The organism is Fictibacillus sp. KU28468, from assembly GCF_026153615.1.
GTDB classification, from domain to species: domain Bacteria; phylum Bacillota; class Bacilli; order Bacillales; family Fictibacillaceae; genus Fictibacillus_C; species Fictibacillus_C marinisediminis.
The window spans coordinates 199,652-224,313 of the sequence record NZ_CP110666.1 but is presented as its reverse complement, the minus strand read 5'-3'; the positions used below and the strand labels follow the sequence as shown (position 1 = coordinate 224,313).

Below are 24,662 nucleotides of genomic sequence, written 5' to 3'. Positions count from 1 at the left end.
CCTTTTTATTCATGGCTTCATAAAAAGCGAAAATGCCCAAAGATAGATCTTGTATCCCAGGTAAATCCCAACGATTCCGGCAATGCCCGATAAGGCTGGCGGAGCAGGAATCGGCAGCTTAAGCATGGCAAAAACAATGCCTACAGCTGCACCTGTAATCAGTGCTAAAATAACCAGCTTCATTCTGCATTCCTCCCTCCGTTTATGGTCTCCAGTGATACGCTGTTTATCCCCCAGAAAAGCGCAAGCGCCTGGCCGCTTGCGCTGGACATAAAAAAAAGGGGCTGTCCAGAAAGTCGGAAATTGACCTTCAGGCAGCCCCTTTTTGGCTTGAAAAATCTTCAATGAAAAGTTAATTGAAGTGGAAGATGCGAGACTCCTCGAAAATGAACTTCACATTTTCTTCGTGCGATATAATGCTGCCGGAGCCTTCCTTGTCCTGCGGGACTAGCGTGACAATGAGACTCCCGCCGGTGCTTGCACCAAAAAGTAGGCGTTCACGCCGGTAAGGCTCACCGCACGCCCCGCGAAAGTAGGAGCTCGCGCCGGTAAAAGCGAGCAGCCTGGAACGGAAATCAACAGCTTACAGACTTCTTGGACAGCCCCTTTTCCTCTATTTACATTCGGTCAGGTGCGGAAACACCCACAACCTTCAAAGCGTTTTCAATCGTGATTTGAGTGGCCTTCATCAACGCATAGCGAGCGGTTGATTTTTCTTTATTTTCAGCATCGAGCACTCGCTCAGCATTGTAGAAGCTGTGCAGTGCAGATGCCAGTTCAAATACATAGTTCGTGATGCGGTGAGTGAGCATCTTATCAGCAGCTTCATCAATCGCAGCCGGGAATTCGCCGAGCTTTTTCAGCAGCTCAACCTCTTTTTCAGAGGAGACGTGAGAAAGGTCAAGCTCTCCGTCGCAGGACAAGCCCATCTCCGCACCCTGGCGCAGCATGCTGCATACTCGGGCATGTGCGTACTGCACATAGAATACCGGATTCTCGTTTGATTTTGAAACCGCTAAGTCCATATCAAAATCAAGATGAGTGTCAGAGCTTCTCATCGCGAAGAAGTAACGAGTTGCATCTATGCCTACTTCTTCCATTAGATCTTTCAGGGTTACAGCTTTTCCCGTACGTTTGCTCATCTTTACTTTTTCCCCGTTTTGGAACAAGGAAACAAGCTGGATAATTAAAACATCGAGCTGTTCACGATCATAGCCAAGCGCCTGGATGGCCGCCTTCATTCGAGGAATATAACCATGGTGATCTGCTCCCCAAATGTTGATCAGCTTCTCAAATCCTCGGTCAAGCTTATCCTGGTGATAAGAGATATCCGGTGTCAGATACGTATACGACCCGTCATTCTTAATCAGAACACGGTCTTTATCATCGCCAAAGTCCGTTGTCCGGAACCAAGTAGCGCCTTCTTCTTCATAGACAACCCCTGCATCTTTCAGTTTCGAGAGGGCCTTGTCGATCTTTCCGGATTCGTAAAGGGACGTTTCAGAATACCATACATCAAAATTAACCCGGAATTCAGCCAGATCGATTTTGATTTTCTCAAGTTCCTTCTCAAGGCCGTATTGTCGGAAGAAGTTGAAACGCTCTTTTTCATCAGCTGCAGCCCATTTGTCTCCGTACTCTTCAGCGAGGTCTTTTCCGAATTCAATAATATCTTTACCGAAGTATCCGTCCTGCGGCATTTCCTTTTCTTGCCCAAGTGCCTGAAAGTATCGTGCTTCAATGGAATAAGCAAGGTTATTAATCTGGTTTCCCGCATCATTAATATAATATTCACGGGAGACTTCATATCCTGCACGATCAAGGATGTTGCAAAGAGAATCACCAACTGCTGCTCCGCGCGCATGTCCAAGGTGAAGATTTCCTGTCGGATTCGCTGATACAAACTCAACCTGAACCTTCTTTCCACCGCCAAATTCTGTTCTTCCGTAATCTTCTCCTGCTTTAAGAATAGCTGGAATTAAGTCTGTTAAATACGCATTATCCATGTAAAAGTTTATGAATCCCGGACCTGCAATTTCAAGCTTACTGATGGATGCCTTACTTTTATCAAAATGATTCAGAATTTCTTCTGCAATCACTTTTGGTGCTTTCTTGGCAATACGAGCGAGCTGCATCGCCATATTGGTCGCGTAGTCCCCGTGCGACTTATCCTTTGGAATCTCAAGAACCACTTCTGGAAGCTGTTCTCTTTCTGCCAATCCTGCCTTAATTACCGCTTCTTCAACCTCTTGTTTTAAATGTAGCTTTACCTGGTCTACAACGTTCATGACTTTGCCTCCTGAAAATTGATCTTTATCGAATAATTGCCTGTGTCTTCTCCCTGCAGTACAAGTCCATACTTCAAGAGCAAATCGCCTTCTTTGCTCTGCTGGTTCCATCGGAAATTCATTTGATGTGTGGTTGTTTCCATCCATAGCTGGCCATATGGGGTATCGTACATCCCCTGTGTTGTCTGCCCGATCAAAAACTTCTGGCGCATGGCCACACTGCCGCTCCTTAAGATGACTATGCCCTCATGGTTCATTTTAATTACATTGTTGACTGAACCGGCGCCCTCTATAACTTCCGTATATTTGAGAAACGTACTATCCCCTTTGCGGTAAAGGGTTCCTTCCGCTTCGCCTTTATGTACATCTTTCTCCTTTGCATGCTGAATGACGGTTTCCATTTTTAAATTGACCGATATTACAGCGTCTTGTCCTTCCATGTCGGATCCGTCCTTTTTATCATTTCTATTAAAATACAGAAGCACTGATCTGTTCTGTATGCCAATCTCATATGATTATTGATTATAACTCAACTATTATAAAGGATTCTTCCCTATTTCTTCAACCTTACCCTCAAACAAAGAAAAACGCACTTCTCCTTCTGGAAGTGCGTCATGCGATTGGAAGGATGATTTTAACAGCTGTACCTCTGCCGGAATCGCTTTCTATATTGATTTGACCGAAATGCTCCTGGATGATTTTATAGCTCGTCATTAATCCGAGCCCGGTTCCCTTCTCTTTTGTCGAATAGAACGGCTCACCCAGTTTCTTTAGGCTTTCAGGCGGGATTCCGCATCCCTGATCCTGAATAATAATTTCAATGTTTCTGCCTTTGCGCTCACTGTCGATGTGGATGATTCCTCCATCCGGCATCGCTTCAATCGCATTTTTCACTAAGTTAATAAACACCTGCTTCAGTTCATTTTCCACACAGTTAATAAGAGGAAGATTTTCCTCCAAATCACAAACGATATGGACATTGTGAACAAGAGCCTGGCGGTCAAGCAGGTCCACGACGTAATGAATGAGCTCTTTGATGCCCTTCTTTTCGACCGTCTTGGATTGAGGTTTGGCAAGGATCAGCAGTTCCGTGATGATTTGCTCAATCCGGTTCAGCTCATCCAGCATAATGCCATAATATTTCTCGCAGTCCACGATTCCTTTGGATTGAAAAAGCTGAATAAAACCCTTCAGTGCGGTAAGCGGATTCCGGATTTCGTGAGCTACCGAAGCCGCAAGCTGGCCTACAATCGAAAGTTTATCAGACTTGCGAAGCAGTTCTTCCGCTTCCAGCCGTTCCGATATATCCCGTGTAACAGCGATAATTTCAATGACTTCACCGGTTAATTCATCCTTAATTCCCCGGCAGGTCGCTTCAACACAGTGGTATTCGCCTTTTTTGCTCTTCAGCCTGAATTGGAAGTTGCTGATTTCGCTTCCCTTTAACAGTTGTTCATGTACCTTCAGCGATCGCCTAATATCACTTGGATGAAAGAGATCAAAGGCTTTTTTGGACAGCAATTCCTGAGGGGTATATCCGAGCAGCTGTTCGCATGCAGGTGAAACGTAGAGCATTTCTCCCTCCACATTATGAGTGGAGATTATATCTGTAGAGTTTTCGGCCAATAGCCTGTATCTCGATTCGCTTTCCTGCAATTTTTCATGGGACAATACCTGGTCTGTGATTTCCCGCCCGAAAACGAGCAAGTTTTTCCGAACGCCTTCCTCATCAAAGACTGGAATCTTGTATACATCAAAAATCCTGGCGCCTGAGGCCGTCGGAATCTTTTCTACACAACGCTGAAGTTTGCCTTCTTGCCAAACCCCTTCATCGGTTTCAATACAATAATCAAAAACCGGTTTGAAATAAGGAACTAACTGAGCAAGATCAGCATCGGTTTTTCCGATAAAATCTGTATGCGGGTAACCAAATATATCACCCGAAAATTTATTGGCGTAAACAAATTTCCCATATCCGTCCTTAATCCCGATAAAGTCAGGCACAATATTAGTTAGGGTAACCAATAGATCTTCCTGAAAATTTTCAATAGCTCCTGAGTTAACTTCCTCAACATCTGTGTTTTCAGTTACAGGCTTGAGAATACAGACTTGATATGCTTCATCTGTTCCCAGATCATCTATACTCACATCCACAATCATCGAATCATGCATATCTCCAGACAATACAGCCTGCTGTTTGTTTCGTTTTATATTCAAGTCTGGAAGGAGGCTTGAGATGGGTATGCCTTTCAGCTCCGCCTGTGCCCGGCCTGTCATTTTTTCTGCGGCTGAATTGATCTCCTGTATAGAAAAATCCTTGTTTAGAAGTATGATGGCATCCGACAGCTGATGCATAAAAGGCATCGTAGACCTTGTAAGCTTATTTCCCATTCCCCTCGCTCCTTTCTGCTTTTGCATTCATTTACCTTAATAACTATATCAAAATAGACACAATTTTGTAACTTTTTTCGACACAAAAAAACTAAAACCTACAAAAGGCTTTAGTCCTTTGTTTACACTATTATTTTTTGTTGACCCAGCCGAGGAGAATTTCCCGAAGGAATTTACTCGCAGCGATCGGCGTCTGTTCAGAAGGGTCATAGATCGGAGCTACTTCAACCAGGTCAGCACCAATCACGTTGATGTCAGACTCGGAGATTAAGTGAATCGCTTCCAGCAATTCTTTGGATGTGATTCCACCTGCTTCCGCTGTTCCCGTACCCGGTGCATGAGCAGGATCAAGAACGTCAATGTCAATCGTCACGTAGACATTGCGGCCGGCAAGCGCAGGAAGTACCTTTTTCAAAGGTTCAGCCACATCGAACTTATGCATATGCATGCCGGATTCTTTGGCAAATTGGAATTCCTCTCTCATTCCGGAACGAATACCGAAAGAGTAGACGTTTTCCGCTCCGATCAAACCGCACGCCTTGCGAATAGGAGTGGAGTGGGAAAGCGGCTCTCCCTCATACTGCTCCCGAAGATCAGCATGGGCATCGATATGGATGATGGCAAAATCATCATACTTTTTCTTCAATGCCTTAAAAATCGGCCAAGATACGAGATGCTCCCCGCCCATGCCAAGTGGAAACTTGCCGGCGTCAAGCAATGTTGCAACATATTCTTCGATAAGATCAAGGCTGCGCTGCGGATTTCCGAACGGAAGCGGAATGTCACCTGCGTCAAAATAATTTACTTCTTCAAGGTGCTTGTCCGCGTATGGGCTGTATTCCTCAAGCCCCAAAGACACTTCACGGATTCTTGCAGGGCCGAATCGTGAACCCGGGCGGAACGATACCGTCCAGTCCATCGGCATTCCGTAGAGGACCGCATCTGCATTATCATAATCCTGTTTGCTTAAAATAAATACATTTCCAGAATAGGCTTCGTCAAATCGCATGATTTTGCTGCCCCTTTCTCTTTCTGTGTGGCTTCAGCTCCGGCTTTCAGACCATTTTGGCAATTTACTTGCGAGAATGATGGGTTTACTTGCGAAACTGCCGGCTTTACTTGCAAAACTGGTAAGTTTACTTGCAGAAATCGGTCTTTTACTTGCGAAAAAGGAGACTTTACTTGCGAAACGCCTCATTTTTCATAATCGCTGAAGTTCGGCTTCAGCCTTACTTGATCAGATCTCCTACAAACTTCGGCAATGCGAAGGCTGCTTTTTGAAGATCTTTTGTCCAGTATTTCGTTTCGATGTCATGGAAACGCTCTTCGTTCACTTCCAATGGATCGTATTGTTTTGAACCGATCGTGAATGTCCAGAGCCCGCTTGGGTACGTCGGAATGTTCGCCGTATAAAGACGGGTGATCGGGAAGATTTCGCTCACGTCTTTAAATACTTTTGAGATCAATTCAGGTGTAAACCAAGGGTTGTCTGTTTGAGCAACGAAAATACCGTCCTCTTTCAGCGCTTTTGAGATACCTTCATAAAAACCTTTTTCAAATAATTTCGCAGCAGGCCCTACAGGCTCAGTAGAGTCAACCATGATCACATCATACTTGTTCTCGCTTGTTGCGATGTGCATGAAGCCGTCATCCACTTTTACTTCCACGCGCGGGTTATCAAGCTCACCTGCGATGTCAGGAAGGTATTGCTTTGAATACTCAATAACCTTGCCATCGATTTCAACCAATGTTGCTTTTTCTACGGAAGGGTGCTTCAGTACTTCACGGATGACACCGCCGTCTCCTCCGCCGACAACAAGAACCTGGGTTGGGTTCGGGTGAGTAAACAAAGGTACGTGTGCTACCATTTCATGATAAACAAACTCGTCCTTTTGCGTGGTCATGACCATACCGTCAAGCACTAGCATGTTTCCGAATTCTTCTGTTTCTACCATATCAAGCTTTTGGAATTCTGTTTGCTCCGTCACATATGTGCGTTTAATTTTCGCAGTAATCCCAAAGTTTTTCGTCTGTTTTTCCGTGAACCATAATTCCACGTTCATCACTCCTCTATTTGAAATGCCAGGCATCGTTGTTCTTTTAACAAACATAACGATTATAGCATTTACCCTTTTGTTATTCCACACGCAATTTCGGTTAAACCTTACACCAGGGAGCTGACGATCTACGGTTTTGCTGAAACTGAGACAACACCGCTTTCAAACGGCTTGATTAAAGCGTACAAAGCTGCGGTATACGGCAGCTCCAGCATGCTTTGTTCCGCCAGCCTTAGTGCGCCTCCCTGCAAATGATCAACCTCAAGAAACAGGCTCTTGCGTCTGTCCTGATGCATGGAAGAAGTAGCTTCGTAAGGAAGGCTTTCAATTCGTTCCATTGTCTCCTCAATGTCCTGTTCTTCCAGTCCGACTTGAAAAGTATTGGCAAGGTTCTTCATTTCCGTCAGCACGGAACGGAACAGCTGAAGTGTCTCCTCTTGTTCTCGTATTCTTCCAATTGGCAGGTTGGCTGCCGTTGTTACTCCTGAGAAAGCCGTAATGAACATATATTTTTGCCAGAGACTTTTAATAATGTCAGGACTCAGTGCAGCATTCATCCTGCTTTTTTCCATTATTTGATAAAGGGATTCACACATTTCCTGCTGTGAAGAAACTAGCGCACCAAAAACAATGTCATGCTGCCCGCTCGTATGTATCACATGCCCTTTCTCGTCCAGGGTGGCAATGATAAAAGCCAAGCCGCCGAGCACAGCATCCTCTCCAAGCTCGTCCTGAAGCTTATAAATATGTTCGATCCCATTCAGCAGAGGAAGGACTCGAGCTCCCTGTCCAACAAGAAGTTTCAGGAAAGGAAGCGCCTGTTCAAGATGATAGCCTTTTAAAGATAGCAAAACAAGATCACAGGAGCCCGCCTCATCCGGATGAAGAATCAGCTTTGGTTCATCCAGCTCGTAATCTCCTGCCACACTATGGATAAACAGGCCCTGCTCCTCGATCTCTCTCTTTCTTCTTTCCCGTACTAAAAAGGAGACCTCGTGGCCCGCCTCAAGCCACCTTCCCCCAAAATAGACTCCTAAGGCGCCTGCACCAAACACAACAACCTTCATCTTCTCACCTTGCCTTCTATTATATTCGGAAATTTCTCTCTTTTTATAGTACCGCAAAGTAAATGGATACCCAAATGAAAAAGGGTTTCCATAGCCGCCTTTTTTCCTATCTTTTTTTACATTGAATGTTATCTCGGGGCAGATGGTATAATGAGAAGACAATAGTATAGGTTCCTTAGGGTGGTCGGCGCACTCCTATAAGCTAAAAGCTCAACCAATCGTGTAAAGGCTTTACGCGAAAGGGGGTGATGCCTCTGACGATATTTGAAGCGCTTATGTTTGCGGTCGCTTTTGCGTCCCTTATCGTTTCTGTTTTATCGCATAAAAAATAGACCGCCCTTCAGCCCCAACTCAAGGAAACGGTCTATTTTTCTGACTTTGCTTTGAATCATAGCCGATCCCCCTGGGGAGAGCCGACTATTGAGAGCCGCTGGCCAGCATGCCAGCGGTCTTATTTTATTACGTTTCTGCCTTTATCATACCATCATTATAAAAATTTGTCAGTGAAAGCCTCATTAAAGCCGCTTCAAAAGATTTTCTGCACTTTGCTTCGCTTCATACATCACTTTTTCTTCATCCATCGTCAGCAGTTCCCGATTTTTCATAACAATCTTCCCATCGATCATAACGGAATCTACATCCTGTCCGGCAGCGGCATACACAAGCAGAGAGGCATCATGATGTGCCGGCAGCAGATGCGGCTGGTTCATGTTAAGAAACAGCAGATCCGCTTTTTTGCCAGGTTCAATACTTCCTGTTTCCCGGCCGATCCCAAGAATTTCAGCACAGTTCTGCGTTGCCATGGTCAATACTTCATGAGCGGATAGGGCAGAAGCATCCTCATGAAGCAATTTTTGCATCCACGCTGCTGCCTTCATTTCCATAAACATGTCCAGCGTGCTCGCACTTCCCGGACCGTCTGTTCCCAGCCCTACATTAAGCCCGCGTTTTTTCAGCTCGACCACATTGCTTGTTCCGCACCCGAGCTTGGCGTTGCTCACCGGATTGTGAATGATGCCGCCCTTAACCGATTCCAGAATGGAAAGGTCTTCTTCCGTAAAGTGAACGCCGTGCGCAAGAACAACCCTTGTATCTTCAAAAAATCCAGCCGCCTGCAAGTATTGCACCGGGCTCATGCCGTGCCGTTCCTGAATCATCACCCGCTCATCCGAGGTCTCTGCAAGGTGGGTGTGCAGCGGCACATCCAGTTCTTTTGCCAGCTTTACAGCGTCACTCAAGAAATCCGGCGGGCACATGTATGGTGAATGCGGGGCAACCATTGCCGTGATCCGACCTTCAGCGCTTCCGTGCCATCGCTCCACAAGCTGGCGTGATTCCTCGATACGGTCACTGTAGTTGGAGTCCATCGCGATCATCCCTCTTGCCAACGAGGCACGTATTCCGGTCTCCTGCACCGCTTTTGCAATCGTGTCCATATCTATGTACATATCGGCATAGGCCGTCGTACCGCTTTTGATCATTTCCGCCATGGACAGCATGGCTCCCCAGTAGCGGTCTTCACTCGTCATCTTCATCTCTGCCGGCAGCATCTTTTTATTGAGCCAATCCATTAATGGCAGATCATCACTGTAGCAGCGCAACAAGGACATCGGTGTATGCTGGTGCCCGTTGATGAGGCCTGGCATGATAAGAAAGTTCTTCACATCCCACACTTCATGATCGCTGTACAGGTGCTCCAGTCTCCCTATCTCTTTGATCGTATTTCCTTCTATTAATATATCATCCTGCTTCGCCGTCCAGGTTCCATTCATTTCATTAAGATATCGTGCATTTTTTAAAATCAACGCCATAACCCTCCCGTTTCGTCCTTCTGTATGGGACAAGTATAACATTTCCCTCTCTCCCTACGTTTAGAAGATGCCTTATCCTCCCATACTAGTTAATGAAAAGCTTATTTTAAAAATATTGAGCATGGTCACTATTGGCACAGAGCTCCCTTGACAAATTGATTGGAGTGCAAGGTGCGAGACTCCTCGAAAATGAATTTCACATTTTCTTCGTGCGATATAACGCTGCCGCAGCCTTCCTTGTCCTGCGAATGAGCGTGACAATTGAGACTCCCGCAGGCGCTTGCGCCAAAAAGTAGGCGTTTACGCCGGTAAGGCTCAACGCACGCCCTGCGAAAGTAGGCGTTTACGCCGGTAAAAGCGAGCAGCCTGAAACGGAAATCAACCGCTCCAAAGTGCATCAATGGTTATGCAAACATTTAGTGAAAAAATGAAGGAGGGTATAGGCATGTCCTGGATCAAGCGCTGGAAGGAGTACACTGCACTACAAAAAGCAAAAGCAATCGGCAAACTGGCCGCCTTTATGGGCGGAGGAATGGCTGTATGCCTTCTCGGCGTGCTGCTGCTGGCCAAACTGATGGGCCCTCCTCCTTTGCTCGTTCCGCAGACGACTGTCATCCATGCCCGGGATGGAGAAGAGATTGGCGAAATCAATAATTCCGGTGAGAAGCGTTTTTGGGTTCCATTGGATAAAATGAGTCCTGCCCTTATACAGGCGACTATCGCCATAGAAGATAAGAATTTCTATCATCATCACGGTTTCGATCTAAAACGAATCGCAGCCGCTCTGCTGGCAGACATCAGAGCCGGAGCAAAGGTTCAGGGAGCGAGCACCATCTCCCAGCAGTTTGCGAGGAATCTCTTTTTAACTCATGATAAAACGTGGTTTCGAAAAGCGATGGAAGCCTTATACACGATAAGGCTGGAGATGAATTATTCAAAAAATGATATTCTCGAAGGTTATTTAAATACCATCTATTACGGCCACGGAACATATGGCATACAATCCGCTTCTGCTTATTATTTCGGCAAAGATTCAAGCCATCTCAACGTTTCCGAAGCCTCCATGCTGGCAGGCATACCAAAAGGGCCAGCCTATTATTCTCCTCTCTATCATGAAGAACGGGCAAAAGAGCGGCAGTCCATCATCTTAAGAGCAATGGAGAAAAACCAGTTCTTGTCTAAGAAGGAAGCAGCGGCTGCAGCTGCAGCTCCGCTTACGATCGTGAGCGAAAAAGAAGAACAAAAGCCAAAAATCGCGCCTTACTTTCAGGCTGAGGTTATGAAGACACTGAAGAACAAGCTAAAAATCGACCCGAAGCTGGTAGAGCTTGGCGGACTTCACATCTACACGACCCTGGATGTTTCCATGCAGAAAGCCGCCGAAAAGGAGATTGAGGAACGAATCGATCAAAATTCCTCCATTCAGACCGCTCTTGTCTCCATGGATCCGAGGAACGGAGACGTTAAAGCACTCGTCGGAGGCCGGAGTTTTGCAGAAAGTCCATTTGACAGGGCCGTCCAGGCAAAACGTGCGCCAGGTTCAACCTTTAAGCCATTCTTGTACTATACAGCGTTAAAAAACGGCTATACGCCATCCACTGCCATTAAGAGTGAACCGACCTCGTTTGCGATGGGGGACGGGCAAAAGGATTATGAGCCAAAGAACTACAACAACCTGTATGCCTATGATTTCATCACTCTCTCTGAAGCTCTGGCGCTATCCGATAATATTTATGCGGTCAAGACCAACCTTTATCTCGGGCCGAAAAAACTTGTCAAAGCAGCGCGCCAGTTCGGGATCAAGAGCCCTTTATCCAGTGTTCCTTCCTTAGCTCTCGGAACAAAAGGGGTAAGCGTCATGGAGATGACGAACGCCTATAACCTATTCGCGAACGGAGGCAAAAGGGTTGAACCGGTTTTCATTAAGAAAATCACCGACAGCAAAGGGAACGTTATTTATGAGCATCAATATAAGAAGAAACAGGTTCTCGACAAACGGGCCGCTTTCGTTATGACCGACTTGATGAAAGGGATGTTTGATGAAAAGCTGAACGACTACACGAAGGTCACCGGCTCAAGCATTGATCAGTACTTGACCCGTCCGGCTGCTGGAAAATCCGGCTCCACACCGACCGACAGCTGGATGGTCGGCTTTACACCGCAGCTCACAACAGGCGTCTGGATCGGCTATGACCAGGGAAAAGAGATCAACCGGATCAACGATGGGAGCTATTCCAAAAAAATCTGGGTCCATTACATGGAAGACGCCTTAAAAAATGAGCCAGCAACTGCCTTTAAGAAGCCAAAAGGCGTCGTCAGTGTGATGGTCAATCCAAAAAACGGAAAACTTGCTACAGAAAATTGCCCAGTGAAGCGGCGTACGTATTATATAGAAGGAACAGAGCCAACAGAATACTGCCACGAGCATGCGGGGGACCGCCCGCTGGATGACAGCGGACTCGATCAGAAGAGAAAAGGGTGGTTTCAGAAGGTCTTTCCTTGGTGGCATTAATTTAATGAGGATAAAAGGATCCGCTCTCAGGTGTTTTAGGGCGGATCATTTGGTTTACTTGCGGAATTGATGCTATTACTTGCGCTTCGACAAAGATTACTTGCGACTTTCCGTGCGTTACTTGCGAAAATGCCCGAATTACTTGCGATTCGACACATTTTACTTGCAAAACGCATCATTTTCAAAGGCTCTTTTCTAATAGATTGTTGCTTTGGAACATTTTTGTAAAGAGTCTTCATTGACAAGTTGATTGGAGTGCAAGGTGCGAGACTCCTCGAAAATGAATTTCACATTTTCTTCGTGCGATATAACGCTGCCCAAGCCTTCCTTGTCCTGCGGGACTGGCGGGACAGGTGAGACCCGCAGGGCCTCGCAGAGAAAGTAGGCGCTGGCGCCGGTAAGGCTCATCGCACGCCCCGCGAAAGTAGGCGTTTACGCCGGTTAAAGCGAGCAGCCTGAAACGGAAATCAACCATTCCCAAGAGCAACAAAGGTTACGAAAACAGCCTTTTCAAAAAAGCGCTCGAACAAAAACCTCGACAAAATAAACAGCCCGGGTGCTCCAAAGCTCCCGGGCTGTTTATTGTCCTAGCAACATTGTGTGTGCAATGCTAGTTTCAGTTTACTGTATTCCACGGAATTGTCACAAGTTTTTTAGAAAATGTTCAAAAAAGGTTCATAACTCTTCCAATTTTATGGCAATAATTTCCTTACTCCTTCTGGAGAACGGTTAAACGTGCCTTCATCATGGTTTTTCAAAAACTCTCCCAGCAGCACTTTTGATTTTTCATCCATGTCGTCGATGATAACATGGCCTTTTAATGATTTATCCATTCGGTTCACGTGCTCAGGCAGGCTTTTATAGCCTCGCCGTGCTTCTGCATCAATCTGCATTTCACATGCAGTCACACCGTAATAGAAAGGCCCTTCTTCATTTCGGTTAATCGTAACCCAGACGAGCCAGTACAACCTTGGATTTGGAGTATTGGCTCGGTCAGGCGTAAATTTAATACGCTTTTCTATATCACTGCGGGCATGCATCGCACCCATGTCCACATAGGCATCACCATCAACAGGGTCTACGATGACAGGCGTCATATGGTCAAGGCTTAACGCTCCTACTCCGTAACCGCCATGGCCGTCTGTAGAGTCACCGCTTAAAATCGTGAATCCCATGCCTTTTTTGTTTTTATTCTGATCTGATCCGAAAATATCCTTCATGATAAACCTCCCGACATCACTTCAATTCTATCTCTATTTTACCACAACTCTCAGCGATTTAAGACTGCAATGCCTTTTACTCTCGTATCATATGAAGATAAAGAGGTAACAATACAAAGGGAAAACGTGTTTAAATAGATTGCATCACATCCTAAAAACGAATATTATAATTAAGTATTCAAAAAAACGTTCGTATTTATTGGAGGTACACCCATGTTTTCATCATTCTTTAGACTAAAAGAACGCGGAACTAACGTAAGAACCGAAGTCATTTCAGGGATTACAACCTTTTTAACGATGGTCTACATCGTTGTCGTCAACCCTATTGTTCTTCACTCTGCCGGGGTTCCTTTTAATACAGTTTTCATAGCAACCATTATCGCTACGGTTGTTGGAACGCTCTGGATGGCACTGTTCGCCAACTTGCCAATCGCCATCGCGCCGGGAATGGGGCTCAATGCCTATTTCGCTTTTTCAGTCGTCGGCAACCATACCAATATCTCGTATCAAACCGCTTTTGGCGCTGTGTTCGTAGCTGGTATTATCTTTGTCATTCTATCATTGACACCTTTTCGCGAAAAATTAATCGAGGCGATTCCCGCCAACTTAAAATACGGCATCACCGCTGGAATTGGATTGTTTATTGCCTTTATCGGGATGCGTTTGACGGGGATCATCACCGCTCATAAAGAAAACCTTGTCGCTTTGGGAGACCTTCATTCTCATTCCGTTATGCTTGCGCTCGCCGGCTTGGCTATTACGCTCATCTTAATGGCTTTGAATGTGAACGGTGCACTATTCTTTGGAATGATCATCACCGGAATTATTGCGTACTTTACCGGACAATTAAAATTTAACGGCATCGTCTCTATTCCAGAGATGCCAAAATCGATCTTCATTTTCGGAGACCCGATGACCGCTTTTGCTGACGTCATTCATTACGGACTATTTGCCGTTGTCTTCTCCTTCCTGCTCGTCACCATTTTTGACACAACTGGAACGATGGTCGGTGTCGCCGAGCAAGCCGGATTAATGAAAAATAATAAAATGCCAAAGGCCCGCGAAGCTTTGCTTGCGGATTCTGTAGCAACTACAGTTGGGGCAGCTCTTGGAACAAGTCCGACAAGCGCTTATATTGAATCTTCTTCTGGTGTAGCAGCCGGAGGACGTACAGGCCTTACATCTGTTACAGTTGCCGTTCTGTTTATCGTATCTGCCTTTTTCTCGCCGCTGGTGGGGGCCATATCCGGCCTTTCAGCGATAACAGCTCCGACGTTGATCATTGTCGGCAGCCTGATGCTTGGCGCTTTAGGAAAGATCAAATGGGATGAGCTGGACGAAGCGTTCCCTGCTTTTATTATCATTTTGACCATGCCGCTGACATCAAGCATCGCAACAGGGATTGCTTTCGGGTTCATCTCCTACCCGCTTTTAAAAATTGCCCGCGGCAAATGGCGTGAAGTACCGTTTCTCGTGTATTTGTTTGCAGTATTGTTTTTCTATCAGCTCGCCTTCTTGCCTCATTAATAAAAAAGTTCTTTAAAGCATATTGCTGGTATGCATTCAGCTGAGCATTACTATGCGAGGCCCAATATGATAGAAAATCAAAAATACGCTATACATGGAGTTTTCTCCAAAATGATATAAAAAAGGGGAAAGAAGCCAGCTGATCACCATTCAGCTGGCTTCTTTGAGTATATATAGATTTATTTAATTGATATTCAGTTTTCCTTGTGCGGTTTGACTTGCGCTATTGCCGTAGTCATCTTTTACTTTGACTTCCACGGCTGCTCCTCTGACTTTTATGTTAGAGGTATTTGTAAAGAATGGGTATTACTGCGTGGTATTCCTAATGTAAAAAGGGTGAATTGCCTTTAATAGTTTACAAAATACTAAATTATTCAAAGGATTTATTTGTTTTATTTGGAAAAAATTTCTTTATAGTCGAAAAGACTCAGCCCCTCAATCTTTTAGATGCAGTTAAACTATTTTACCGGCTATTTAGTCATTCACACACGTACCAAACCATAACAGTGACAATTATCACAGTTCCATTCTTCTGTTTTATCCCACATAAAAAAGCTGATCTGCCGCCGTTCATATTTCAGGCATAATCAGCTTTTGGGGCTTAAAATATAGAGTTTCCTGAGGAAGCAGGCTTTTCATTTTTTCGTTCAAATCCAACCATTGTGATGGCTTGCTGCAGGCTTCCGCATACAGAAACTCCCTCAAAACTAACACCTAAAGAGACAACAGTCTGAGCAATTTCAGGGCGAATCCCTGTTAACACTACTTTAACCCCAAGCAGTTTCAATGAGTTGATGACTTGAAACAAATTATGAGCAACCATGGTATCGATGATCGCTACTCCTGAGAGATCAATCATCAATTGTTCCACTTGAAGTTCTGTGCAGCGGGTCAGCGTTTGCTCCATGATCATCTGGGACCGGTGTGTGTCAATCTCCCCAATAATCGGAAGCACGGCAATTCCCTTCGCCAGAGGTACGACCGGAACCGAAAGTTCAAGGATCGAAAGCTGGGCGACCTCCATCTTTTTACGGTTATGCCGGACGAAGGCGATGCTATAGCTATAGATGCACCGGTCTAGCAACGTGTCAATAATGGATGTAATTTGTATGAACTCTTTCCTCGAAAGATCAACTTTCTCGGCTTCCTCATCAATGATATGCAGCATAGCCTGGCGAAAAAAACGCAGGCCATCCAGCGATTCATCCAACGGAATATCCTCCAGAACAGCAATTTCTCCTGCTTTTTCTCCCCATTTCGTAATTTTTTGAAAGGAAGTATCATAGTCTGATACCAGCGCTTCTCCCAAATAGAAAAGAAACTGTTCATATAATTGCTTACTTTCTTCTTCTGTAATCGTCCTCAGCTTCCGATCCATCATTTTCTTGATGGATTCGGGGTTCTCCTTCATCTGAAGATAGGCTGATCTCTCGGTTATCTTTTGGATCTGCTCTACAATTCTCTCACTGATGAGCTGAATCTTCTTTTTGTTCATATGTTCTCCCAGTAACCATTAGAATACTTTTATTTTACAAGAATCTATTATATTTACAACCAGTATTTTACATAGGCATTGAGAATAAACATTAATCAGAGCGCCCGAAGAGGTATACTTACTGAACAATACAGTTTTCAAGCTGGCTGATAAACGTATAACCCTCCTGAATTTCTGCATCGCTGTATTTTTGTTTTGCCTTTAATGTCTGAATCTTGACTTTAACTTCGTCTGCCGGCAAATGCGAAAAAAATAAAATGGTAGAAACAAGTTCGAGAAATCGTGAGGACTGTTCATTCATGGACCTTACGCATTCCCCAAGTTTCGGTATCTTCTTTCCATAGCTAGTCAAAAAGTCTTCTCCCTCATTATTGAGAGAATAGCGGTATTGGGAATAGCCGCTGACTTTTTCTTTGATTTCATGCACATAGCCCAGGTTGCACAGTTCTTCGACGCGCAGCGTTAATTCTTCTGAATAAGGGCCGTAAAAGTGAAACTCATATTTTTCCTGAAAAGGGAAGTTCAGCTTTTTAGCGATATAAATCATCTTCTGCAGCTTTTTTCGACCGATGACTTCCCCGGCCTCCTTAATGACCGTTATGACCTTTAAATGATCATCAAACACAGTATTTCCCCCTTAGCATAAAACCTGTTAATCCTTTTTCAGTATGTGTTTTATCTTTTGTTTCAGCTTATTGTCATCTATCTTTTCAATAAGATCAGCTGGATAGTAGAGCTTATGGTCTGTTCTTCTTTTCCCTGAAATCGCTTCTACTACATCTGATTCTCTTGAAAGTTCACGGATTTCGCCATTCGCTTTTAAAAGGTTGATAGGCAGCCTTTCCTCTTTTTCCCCTGGTCTGTAAAAGTCGTACGGCAAATCAGAGGAGGAGTCAATAACAAGATAGTATTTCGGGTCGATGCCCGCTTCCTCAAAATAACCTGACAGGCGCAGAACCTCTGAAACAGAAACCATCTCCGTGTATTTAAAAAGCTTCCGGTCCAAAAAGCGGCGGCAGAGGTCACGCAAGATTCGGTCTTCCTCGCCCATCCAAACTTGGAAATAATACTGCATGACTCCCTCATCCAGCTTTATGTAGTCCTCTAATGTAATTTCCCCGTCGAACAGTGAGCGGAAATGCGTTAAATCCTGCTTAAATTGATAGCCCCCCTGATAGAGGTCCTTTGCCCGGTGAAGGATTTTGCTCAAAATCACTTCGGCGCTTCTCGTTACCGGGTGAAAATACACCTGCCAATACATCTGGTATCGGCTCATAATATAATCTTCAACAGCATGCATGCCGCTTGCTTTAATAACGGCTCCGTCTTCCATCGGGCGCATGACCCGGAGGATTCGCTCGAGATCGAAGTTTCCGTAGCTTACGCCTGTGAAATAGGCATCGCGCAGGAGATAATCCATCCGATCAGCATCTATCTGGCTGGAGATCAAACTGACGACCAGCTTGTCATGATAGGTCTTTTCGATGACTTCTGCTACTTTTCTGGGGAATTCTTCTCCTTGCAAGCGGAGAACCTCATTCACTTCCGTATCGCCTAAAAGAATATCCCTTGTATAATCTTCATGATCCACACCGAACACTTTCTCGAATGAGTGGGAAAAAGGTCCATGTCCAATGTCATGCAGCAGTGCAGCACAAAGAACCAGCATCCGTTCGTCTTCGTTCCAGTGCGGCCTGTTTTGAAAAATTTCAACGATCCGTCTTGTAATCTCGTATACGCCAAGAGAGTGGCTGAAACGGCTGTGTTCAGCTCCATGAAACGTCAAATAGGTAGTACCCAGCTGGCGAATCCGTCGAAGGCGCTGAAATTCACGCGTGCCTATCAGCCGCCAGATCAGCTCGTCCCTTACATGGATGTAACGGTGAACCGGATCTTTAAACACCTTTTCTTCATTCAACTGACCCATTTCTTTCGCCATATCGTAATAAATGCTCCTTCAGCCGCAATTAGTTTATGTTTATAGTTCTGCTAAAAAAAGAAAATCCCTTCCCATGCTTGTGTTCGCCAGAAGGATTGTCCTATTTGCTGTATGATTATTTTCATTGTGAAGTATACCCTATTTTACGCGGTTTTGAATCATGAAACAACAAACAAAACGAGCAGTTTTCGACAGCTGAATATCTTCTATCGCTGCCATGCTTTCTTTTTCTCATGGAATCAAAAAAAGCTGTATTCGTAACCGTTGTTGCTCTTGAAAGTAGTTGATTTCCGTTTCTGGATGCTCGCTTTCCACGGGGCGTGCGCTGAGCCCCTCGGCGCATACGCCTACTTGGTCTCACCTGTCACGCATGTCCCGTAGGAGTCTCGCACCTTCCACTCCAATCAACTTGTCAATGAAGTGTACTATACAGAAATGTTCTCAAAGCAACAATCTTTTAGAAAAGAACAAAAAAAAGAGGAGACCCGCGGGTCCATCCTCTCTTTTACTGCGTATCAACGACCTGGCTGTCTTTTTCCTCCTGCCGGTAGGCGTCGACCAATAATAAAATGGCTGAAATAATATGCATGATCATGCCGACAAACGGGATCCATGCGATGCAGGAAGTCACGATGCCGAGAATGCTTCCGTGCCTTGCTCTCCCTTCTTTCGCTGAAAAGACGAGAGTAGCAATATGGAGGGCAAGCGCAATAGCAAGCGGGGTCCACAGAAAGGAAACCACGATGGTTCCTCCTACAAAAGGAATGCCCAGGAGCGCTTCAAATCCTCCTGAAACCCACTTTAACGTCCTGGATAGGTTCTTATTCAACAGATCTCCTCCTTTTGTCCTTTTCTCTTCCATTCACTATACCTATGCTTACGTAAATACATTCCAAAAAGTTGCAATTATTTTTCCGGCATGGAAGCTCTGCGGCCTGTTGCGTTATACTAGTAAAGAATGATAGAAGCAGGAGGTTGACTCGTGGATCACACACAACAAAACCAGAACAGTCAGGCTTGGAATGAAAAGTCTTACGAAGCCTGGACCCATCGATTTGGCGAGCCGGCGAAAGCCGCTGCTAAAATAAAAAAAGACCCGGTAAAGCGGCTGAGTCCGCTTGAATCCTATATAGGAGATGTGAAAGGAAAAAAAGTCTGCAATCTTCTTGGATCCCATGGCAGCAAAGCGGTTGCTTTGGCACTGCTTGGTGCAGAAGCAACCGTCATCGACCTTTCGGAACCGAATGAACGCTACGCTAAAGAGCTTGCCCGTGAGGCCGGCGTCCCGCTTCGCTATATCAAGAGCGATGTTCTTGAGCTGCCGGAGGAAGAACTTTCAGGAGAATATGATCTTGTTTTTACAGAGAACGGAATTCTTCATTATTTTACAGATCTGGTGCCTTTCTTTACGTCGGTATACCGCTTGCTTAAACAGGGTGGAAGGTTCGTCCTGCAAGATTTCCATCCGATCTCAACCAAGCTGATTACCTCACAGGGAAAAAGCCAGTCTGCCAGAAAACACAAGGTGAGCGGAGACTATTTCAGTACGGCTCTGGAAACGGTGGATGTATCGTATTCCAAGTTTCTTCCTGAGCTCCAATATGCGACAGAAGAGGAAAGAAAGCCATTTCAAGTATCCATCCGCAAGTGGACACTTGGTGAAATCATTACTGCGGTCGGAGCGTCCGGCCTGTTTATTACAGGGCTGAAAGAAGAGCCGCATCCTGGTGATTTTGACCAGGGTATTCCTAAATCCTTCATCATTGAAGCGGAGAAGCGTGATTAGTATGAACGCTTCATTGTTATTTCAGCCAAAATGGCGCATCATCGACCAGTCAAGCCTCGGTCCGTCTTTTGATGCCCTGCAGTCTTTTGCAATGGATGATACGCTCTGCACATCGATTGGGGCTGGAGAGTCTTCTCCAACTGTCCGTACTTGGGTACATCATGACACCATTGTCCTCGGCATCCAGGATACACGTCTTCCGCATCTGAACGAAGGCATACAGTATTTAAAATCAAGGGGATACCGGGTGATCGTCCGCAATTCGGGCGGTCTTGCTGTGGTGCTTGATGAAGGCGTATTGAATATTTCCATCATCCTTCCCGAAAAGGACAGCAGTATCGAGATCAACAAGGGATATGACACGATGGTCGAACTCATCCAAAAAATGCTGAGCCCGTATGGTGTTGCTTTCGAAGCAAGAGAGATCACCGGCTCGTATTGTCCGGGAAGCTATGATTTAAGCGTGGATGGAAAGAAGTTTGCAGGCATCTCACAGCGGCGGATCCGCAATGGGGCGGCCGTGCAGATCTACTTATGTGTCAACGGGAGCGGTTCCGGGAGAGCAGAAGCAATCCGGGAGTTTTACCGTCATGGTCTTCAGGGAGAACCCACGAAATTCAGCTATCCCGAAATACGGCCAGACGTGATGGCCTCACTGTCAGAGTTGACCGGAACAGAGCTGTCTGTCAGCGATTTGATGACTCGACTCCTCTTTGTTTTAAAAGAAGAAAGCAGCCACCTCGTTTCATCCCCTCTGTCCGTAAGTGAGATTCAATTACACGATTACAACTATCAGCGGGTATGGGAACGAAATGAAAAAGCACTGGAGATTTAATCTCTCAGTGCTTTTTTCCATACAGCAGGGCGCTTACGCTTTTTTTTTATAGCGCCTGCATGGCCGTAATGAGGGCAAGCTTGTAAACATCTTCCTCGTTGCATCCGCGGGAAAGATCGTTCACCGGCATGTTAAGACCTTGCAGGATCGGTCCGATCGCTTCATAGCCGCCGAGGCGCTGAACCATCTTGTATCCGATATTTCCTGTTTCAAGGCCTGGGAAGATAAAGACGTTCGCTTCACCTTTCAAAGGAGAATTTGGTGCTTTTTTCTGTGCAACCGATGAAACAAACGCTGCATCGAACTGAAGTTCACCGTCAAAAGGGAAATCAGGGTTCATTCCGTTCAAAAGCTCAGTCGCGTCTACTACTTTTTCAGTTTCAGCTGATTTAGCTGATCCTTTTGTTGAAAAGCTTAAAAGCGCCACTTTTGGGTCAATGCCGAAGACTCTTGCTGTATGTGCGCTCACTAATGCAGACTCAGCAAGGTCAGCGCTAGATGGTGCGATATTGATGGCACAATCAGCAAAAACATATTTTTCTTCGTCTTTTACCATGATAAAAGCGCCGGATGTCTTTTTAATACCTTCTTTTGTTTTGATGATCTGCAGGGCAGGGCGAACAGTATCAGCTGTGGAATGAGCAGCTCCGCTCACAAGTCCATGGGCTTTTCCTGTATAGACCAGCATGGTGCCGAAGTAGTTTTCATCCAAAAGAATTTGGCGTGCCTGTTCTTCTGTAGCTTTGCCTTTGCGGCGTTCTACGAAAGAAGCAACAAGGCTGTCGAATTCAGGATAATGCTTAGGATCGATTAACTCGATGTCGCCAAGGCTGACTCCAATTTCATTTGCTCTTGAAGTGATTTCTTGTTTATTTCCAACCAAAATCGGTTTAAGGACGTTTTCTTCAGCCAATCTGGCTGCTGCAGTAAGAATGCGTTCGTCGGTGCCTTCGGGGAACACAATCCTGGGATTCTGCTGTTGCACTTTTTCTTTTAAATCTTTAAATAAATCGCTCATGCGAGGTCCTCCTCTTCGGGTTCATTCCATACTAGGGTACTCTTTTTTGCGCCTGTTTTAAACCTATTCCCTGAATTGAAAGCGCCTGTGCTAAGAAGTTGTTATTTTTAGAAAAATGGAAAATACAAAAAGGATAATTATGTAATCCGTTTGAATCTTTTTAAAAGACAATACGTATATCTTATTATCAATTTCAAGGAGGATGTCCAATATGTCTTTTATGAACAAAATGCTGGCCAGTGTTGGAATAGGAGCAGCGACCATTGATACGATTTTAACCAAAAACAGGTTCATTCCCGGAGAGGAAGTAAGCGGCACCGTGCAGATTACTGGCGGAAAAGCAGCACAGCCGATCGACTCGATTTCGATTTTCCTGATGACCGAATACATAAGAGAATCCGATGATAAGAAATACAGGGAACAATCAGCTGTAGCCCGCCACCGTGTATCTGATTCCTTAATCATACAGCCCGGGGAAATGAAAAAGATTCCTTTCTCGTTTCGTATTCCCTTTGATGTTCCGCTGAGCATCGGACATACACCGGTGTGGCTGAAGACCGGGGCTGATATTAAAAATGCAGTTGACCCGTCAGACAAAGATTACATTACCGTAAATCCAGGGCCACTTGTCAGAAGAGCGATGGAAGCAATTGAAGGACTGGACTTTGTGCTGCGTCAAACGACTTGTGAAGCTGCTTCACGCTATATAAGCGGCCGACTGCCGTTTATTCAGGAATTTGAATATGTGCCAACCGGCATGTTCAGGGGTAAACTGGATGAACTTGAAGCGGTATTCCTGAGTGACGGCAGTTCCTTGGAGATCATTTTGGAAATAGATAAAAAAGCAAGAGGGCTGTTCGGCATGCTTGAGGAAGCGATGGATATGGATGAAAAGCATGTCCGGCTGGCCTTTACAGAAAGGGAGCTTCAGGACACATCTATTCTTAGCAGTAAAATCACCGCTGCCATTCAGCGTTTTGCGTGATCTCTACTTAAAGCTCTCCCTGTCTGTCCCGAACAGCGGGGTTTTTTTTTATTCAAGCGGATGTGGTATATTGGATAGGAGTGAAATTATCATTATGTCCAAGGAGTGACAATACATGAGTGAAGCTGCACAAACCCTTGAAGGCTGGTACTGTCTCCATGATTTCCGTAAGATGGACTGGGTATCCTGGAAAGCGATTTCAAGTGATGAACGCGAAGCTGCCATTAAAGAATTTATGACGTTTTTGGAAAAGTGGGAAGGGGTCGAGGCCTGCAAGGAAGGCAGCCATGCCCTTTATTCGATCGTCGGCCAAAAAGCAGATTTCATGCTGATGCTGCTGCGTCCAACGATGGAAGATCTTAATGAAATCGAGAACGCATTCAACAAAACAGCATTTGCTCAATACACGATTCCTGCCTATTCCTATGTTTCTGTCGTTGAATTAAGCAACTATAATCCATCCAATGATGTAGATCCCGAAACAGATCCCATGATTCAGGGCCGCCTAAAGCCGGAACTTCCGAAATGGAAATATGTTTGTTTCTATCCGATGGACAAGCGCCGTGAAGGAAACGATAACTGGTACATGGTGCCGATGGAAGAACGCAAGAAAATGATGTACAGCCATGGCATGATCGGCCGCAGCTATGCAGGCAAGGTCAAACAAATCATTACCGGCTCTGTCGGATTCGATGACTGGGAGTGGGGAGTTACACTCTTTGCCAATGACGTTCTTCAATTCAAAAAACTCGTCTATGAAATGAGATTCGATGAAGTAAGTGCACGCTATGGTGAATTCGGTTCTTTCTATGTCGGTAACCAACTGATAAAAGAAGCCGTACCTGGATTTCTGCACGTATAAGGAAAAGCGGAAGCGCCCTGCTAAGGCCCTCGAGGCCGCTGAAGCTGGACATCCCATCCCAGAAAGCTGGTTCTCATGAGAACCAGCTTTTTTTGGTCTAACAGGCGGCATGTTTACATATGATGAAATGTAGTTTTCCGGGCTTCTTCAGCATTCTATTAAACGTTATAGAACTTATACCGGTCCGCGTGTTTAAAAACCTTTTTACAAGGGGGATGCAAGTATGACAAATTACAGGCAAACACAAGGCCAGCAAACAGGTGGAGGCATGCCGCCCTACTATGGCAGTATGCCTCAATCAGGCCAGATGGGAATGGGTCAGATGGGCCAGATGCCGCAGGGACAGCAAGGACAGGGAGGTTATACAGGACCTGGGATGATGCCAGAGATGGGGATGCCGCCTCAAGGGCTCGGTGCAGCCTACGGACAGCACCCTACTGATATTGCCGCACCCGGACAGCTGCCGCTTGAACAATCTTATATTGAAAATATCCTGCGGTTAAACAAAGGAAAAGTAGCGACAGTTTATCAAACATTTGAAGGCAGTGATAAGTGGAATTCAAAAGTATTCAGGGGAGTTATCGAGGCTGCAGGCCGTGACCATATTATCCTGAGTGACCCCCAGACTGGAAAACGCTTTCTCCTTCTAATGGTCTTCGTCAATTACATTACGTTTGATGAAGAAATCGAATACACCTATCCTTTTGGCGGTTCCCAGGGAAGCCAGCAGCAACAGCAGAGCCAGAGCCCAGGACAGGGGCAAGGGCAATCACAGTCCCAAGGTCAGCCGATGTCAACCTACAGCCCGAGGTAAACCAATACAAAAAGAGCTTTGTCTAAGCAAAGCTCTTTTTCTTTGGCTCTTTTCT

General features: G+C 45.3%; 24 protein-coding genes. 7 read left to right on the top strand and 17 right to left on the bottom strand.

The annotated features are described in order from the left end of the window. Positions 1 to 9 precede the first annotated feature (9 nt). The 10 genes from OKX00_RS01195 to OKX00_RS01150 all read right to left on the bottom strand — a co-directional run bounded on the left by OKX00_RS01195 (position 10) and on the right by OKX00_RS01150 (position 9,933). A complete protein-coding gene (locus tag OKX00_RS01195) occupies positions 10 to 183 on the bottom strand; it encodes a XapX domain-containing protein (RefSeq protein ID WP_062238484.1) in 174 nt (57 codons plus the stop codon). 264 nt (positions 184 to 447) lie between these two features. Beyond that, entirely contained in the window at positions 448 to 579 is a 132-nt protein-coding gene (locus tag OKX00_RS01190) for a hypothetical protein (RefSeq protein ID WP_265409090.1), read from the bottom strand. 38 nt (positions 580 to 617) lie between these two features. Then, on the bottom strand, positions 618 to 2,288 hold the full coding sequence (argS, locus tag OKX00_RS01185) for an arginine--tRNA ligase (protein WP_053356424.1): 1,671 nt from the start codon (positions 2,286 to 2,288) through the stop codon (positions 618 to 620). Then, positions 2,285 to 2,728 carry a YwiB family protein gene (locus OKX00_RS01180; RefSeq protein ID WP_265409089.1) on the bottom strand — a complete coding sequence of 148 codons (444 nt, stop codon included), beginning with the start codon at positions 2,726 to 2,728 and terminating at the stop codon, positions 2,285 to 2,287. The genes argS and OKX00_RS01180 overlap by 4 nt, the downstream gene beginning before the upstream one ends. 172 nt (positions 2,729 to 2,900) lie before the next feature. Continuing rightward, positions 2,901 to 4,679, bottom strand: coding sequence for a PAS domain S-box protein (locus tag OKX00_RS01175; RefSeq protein ID WP_265409088.1), 1,779 nt, complete (start codon positions 4,677 to 4,679; stop codon positions 2,901 to 2,903). A gap of 130 nt (positions 4,680 to 4,809) precedes the next feature. Continuing rightward, positions 4,810 to 5,688 carry an agmatinase gene (gene speB / locus OKX00_RS01170; protein WP_265409087.1) on the bottom strand — a complete coding sequence of 293 codons (879 nt, stop codon included), beginning with the start codon at positions 5,686 to 5,688 and terminating at the stop codon, positions 4,810 to 4,812. A 220-nt stretch (positions 5,689 to 5,908) separates the two neighbouring features. Next, on the bottom strand, positions 5,909 to 6,736 hold the full coding sequence (speE, locus tag OKX00_RS01165; protein ID WP_265409086.1) for a polyamine aminopropyltransferase: 828 nt from the start codon (positions 6,734 to 6,736) through the stop codon (positions 5,909 to 5,911). A 128-nt stretch (positions 6,737 to 6,864) separates the two neighbouring features. After that, positions 6,865 to 7,803 (bottom strand): ketopantoate reductase family protein, encoded by a 939-nt coding sequence (locus OKX00_RS01160; protein ID WP_265409085.1) that lies wholly within the window; start codon positions 7,801 to 7,803, stop codon positions 6,865 to 6,867. Positions 7,804 to 8,318: 515 nt separating this feature from the next. Beyond that, positions 8,319 to 9,614 carry an amidohydrolase gene (locus tag OKX00_RS01155; protein WP_265409084.1) on the bottom strand — a complete coding sequence of 432 codons (1,296 nt, stop codon included), beginning with the start codon at positions 9,612 to 9,614 and terminating at the stop codon, positions 8,319 to 8,321. 196 nt (positions 9,615 to 9,810) lie between these two features. Then, positions 9,811 to 9,933 carry a hypothetical protein gene (locus tag OKX00_RS01150; RefSeq protein ID WP_265409083.1) on the bottom strand — a complete coding sequence of 41 codons (123 nt, stop codon included), beginning with the start codon at positions 9,931 to 9,933 and terminating at the stop codon, positions 9,811 to 9,813. 126 nt (positions 9,934 to 10,059) lie between these two features. Between OKX00_RS01150 and OKX00_RS01145 the strand changes: the two genes are divergently transcribed. Next, on the top strand, positions 10,060 to 12,126 hold the full coding sequence (locus OKX00_RS01145) for a transglycosylase domain-containing protein (RefSeq protein ID WP_265409082.1): 2,067 nt from the start codon (positions 10,060 to 10,062) through the stop codon (positions 12,124 to 12,126). A gap of 195 nt (positions 12,127 to 12,321) precedes the next feature. Here the strand turns inward: OKX00_RS01145 and OKX00_RS01140 are convergent, their stop codons facing one another. Both OKX00_RS01140 and OKX00_RS01135 read right to left on the bottom strand, forming a co-directional pair. Then, complete coding sequence (locus tag OKX00_RS01140) at positions 12,322 to 12,534, bottom strand: hypothetical protein (protein WP_265409081.1); 213 nt, start codon at positions 12,532 to 12,534, stop codon at positions 12,322 to 12,324. 284 nt (positions 12,535 to 12,818) lie between these two features. Then, entirely contained in the window at positions 12,819 to 13,346 is a 528-nt protein-coding gene (locus OKX00_RS01135) for a YwhD family protein (protein WP_053356420.1), read from the bottom strand. A 213-nt stretch (positions 13,347 to 13,559) separates the two neighbouring features. Here OKX00_RS01135 and OKX00_RS01130 point away from each other — a divergent pair, with 213 nt between their 5' ends. Beyond that, positions 13,560 to 14,873, top strand: coding sequence for an NCS2 family permease (locus OKX00_RS01130; protein WP_265409080.1), 1,314 nt, complete (start codon positions 13,560 to 13,562; stop codon positions 14,871 to 14,873). A gap of 601 nt (positions 14,874 to 15,474) precedes the next feature. On the opposite strand, the gene OKX00_RS01125 is transcribed toward OKX00_RS01130, so the two are convergent. The 4 genes from OKX00_RS01125 to OKX00_RS01110 all read right to left on the bottom strand — a co-directional run bounded on the left by OKX00_RS01125 (position 15,475) and on the right by OKX00_RS01110 (position 19,136). Beyond that, a complete protein-coding gene (locus OKX00_RS01125; protein ID WP_265409079.1) occupies positions 15,475 to 16,368 on the bottom strand; it encodes an STAS domain-containing protein in 894 nt (297 codons plus the stop codon). 118 nt (positions 16,369 to 16,486) lie between these two features. Beyond that, positions 16,487 to 16,993 (bottom strand): YwgA family protein, encoded by a 507-nt coding sequence (locus OKX00_RS01120; RefSeq protein ID WP_053356416.1) that lies wholly within the window; start codon positions 16,991 to 16,993, stop codon positions 16,487 to 16,489. Positions 16,994 to 17,020: 27 nt separating this feature from the next. Further along, a complete protein-coding gene (locus OKX00_RS01115) occupies positions 17,021 to 18,307 on the bottom strand; it encodes an HD domain-containing protein (protein WP_265409078.1) in 1,287 nt (428 codons plus the stop codon). Positions 18,308 to 18,812: 505 nt separating this feature from the next. After that, complete coding sequence (locus OKX00_RS01110) at positions 18,813 to 19,136, bottom strand: hypothetical protein (protein WP_265409077.1); 324 nt, start codon at positions 19,134 to 19,136, stop codon at positions 18,813 to 18,815. Positions 19,137 to 19,289: 153 nt separating this feature from the next. Here OKX00_RS01110 and OKX00_RS01105 point away from each other — a divergent pair, with 153 nt between their 5' ends. Together OKX00_RS01105 and OKX00_RS01100 are read left to right on the top strand one after the other, a co-directional pair. After that, positions 19,290 to 20,093 carry a class I SAM-dependent methyltransferase gene (locus tag OKX00_RS01105; protein WP_265409076.1) on the top strand — a complete coding sequence of 268 codons (804 nt, stop codon included), beginning with the start codon at positions 19,290 to 19,292 and terminating at the stop codon, positions 20,091 to 20,093. Further along, complete coding sequence (locus tag OKX00_RS01100) at positions 20,089 to 20,928, top strand: octanoyl-[GcvH]:protein N-octanoyltransferase (RefSeq protein WP_139223436.1); 840 nt, start codon at positions 20,089 to 20,091, stop codon at positions 20,926 to 20,928. The genes OKX00_RS01105 and OKX00_RS01100 overlap by 5 nt, the downstream gene beginning before the upstream one ends. Positions 20,929 to 20,974: 46 nt before the next feature. Here the strand turns inward: OKX00_RS01100 and pta are convergent, their stop codons facing one another. Beyond that, on the bottom strand, positions 20,975 to 21,946 hold the full coding sequence (pta, locus tag OKX00_RS01095; RefSeq protein ID WP_265409075.1) for a phosphate acetyltransferase: 972 nt from the start codon (positions 21,944 to 21,946) through the stop codon (positions 20,975 to 20,977). 211 nt (positions 21,947 to 22,157) lie between these two features. On the opposite strand from pta, the gene OKX00_RS01090 reads away from it, so the two are divergent. From OKX00_RS01090 to gerQ, 3 genes are all read left to right on the top strand, one after another. Beyond that, on the top strand, positions 22,158 to 22,931 hold the full coding sequence (locus OKX00_RS01090; protein ID WP_256225145.1) for a sporulation protein: 774 nt from the start codon (positions 22,158 to 22,160) through the stop codon (positions 22,929 to 22,931). Between the two features lie 115 nt (positions 22,932 to 23,046). Then, positions 23,047 to 23,793, top strand: a complete 747-nt coding sequence (gene hemQ / locus OKX00_RS01085; protein ID WP_265409074.1) for a hydrogen peroxide-dependent heme synthase — start codon at positions 23,047 to 23,049, stop codon at positions 23,791 to 23,793. A gap of 223 nt (positions 23,794 to 24,016) precedes the next feature. Next, positions 24,017 to 24,607, top strand: a complete 591-nt coding sequence (gerQ, locus tag OKX00_RS01080; RefSeq protein ID WP_416054281.1) for a spore coat protein GerQ — start codon at positions 24,017 to 24,019, stop codon at positions 24,605 to 24,607. Positions 24,608 to 24,662 lie beyond the last annotated feature (55 nt).

Excerpts from the sequence above, each read along its gene's own strand:
- OKX00_RS01195 (WP_062238484.1), bottom strand. The coding sequence starts at position 183 with ATGAAGCTGGTTATTTTAGCACTGATTACAGGTGCAGCTGTAGGCATT.
- argS (WP_053356424.1), bottom strand. The coding sequence starts at position 2,288 with ATGAACGTTGTAGACCAGGTAAAGCTACATTTAAAACAAGAGGTTGAA.
- OKX00_RS01180 (WP_265409089.1), bottom strand. The coding sequence starts at position 2,728 with ATGGAAGGACAAGACGCTGTAATATCGGTCAATTTAAAAATGGAAACC.
- OKX00_RS01175 (WP_265409088.1), bottom strand. The coding sequence starts at position 4,679 with ATGGGAAATAAGCTTACAAGGTCTACGATGCCTTTTATGCATCAGCTG.
- speB (WP_265409087.1), bottom strand. The coding sequence starts at position 5,688 with ATGCGATTTGACGAAGCCTATTCTGGAAATGTATTTATTTTAAGCAAA.
- OKX00_RS01160 (WP_265409085.1), bottom strand. The coding sequence starts at position 7,803 with ATGAAGGTTGTTGTGTTTGGTGCAGGCGCCTTAGGAGTCTATTTTGGG.
- OKX00_RS01155 (WP_265409084.1), bottom strand. The coding sequence starts at position 9,614 with ATGGCGTTGATTTTAAAAAATGCACGATATCTTAATGAAATGAATGGA.
- OKX00_RS01145 (WP_265409082.1), top strand. The coding sequence starts at position 10,060 with ATGTCCTGGATCAAGCGCTGGAAGGAGTACACTGCACTACAAAAAGCA.
- OKX00_RS01140 (WP_265409081.1), bottom strand. The coding sequence starts at position 12,534 with ATGAGCCTTACCGGCGCCAGCGCCTACTTTCTCTGCGAGGCCCTGCGG.
- OKX00_RS01135 (WP_053356420.1), bottom strand. The coding sequence starts at position 13,346 with ATGAAGGATATTTTCGGATCAGATCAGAATAAAAACAAAAAAGGCATG.
- OKX00_RS01130 (WP_265409080.1), top strand. The coding sequence starts at position 13,560 with ATGTTTTCATCATTCTTTAGACTAAAAGAACGCGGAACTAACGTAAGA.
- OKX00_RS01125 (WP_265409079.1), bottom strand. The coding sequence starts at position 16,368 with ATGAACAAAAAGAAGATTCAGCTCATCAGTGAGAGAATTGTAGAGCAG.
- OKX00_RS01115 (WP_265409078.1), bottom strand. The coding sequence starts at position 18,307 with ATGGCGAAAGAAATGGGTCAGTTGAATGAAGAAAAGGTGTTTAAAGAT.
- pta (WP_265409075.1), bottom strand. The coding sequence starts at position 21,946 with ATGAGCGATTTATTTAAAGATTTAAAAGAAAAAGTGCAACAGCAGAAT.
- OKX00_RS01090 (WP_256225145.1), top strand. The coding sequence starts at position 22,158 with ATGTCTTTTATGAACAAAATGCTGGCCAGTGTTGGAATAGGAGCAGCG.
- hemQ (WP_265409074.1), top strand. The coding sequence starts at position 23,047 with ATGAGTGAAGCTGCACAAACCCTTGAAGGCTGGTACTGTCTCCATGAT.
- gerQ (WP_416054281.1), top strand. The coding sequence starts at position 24,017 with ATGACAAATTACAGGCAAACACAAGGCCAGCAAACAGGTGGAGGCATG.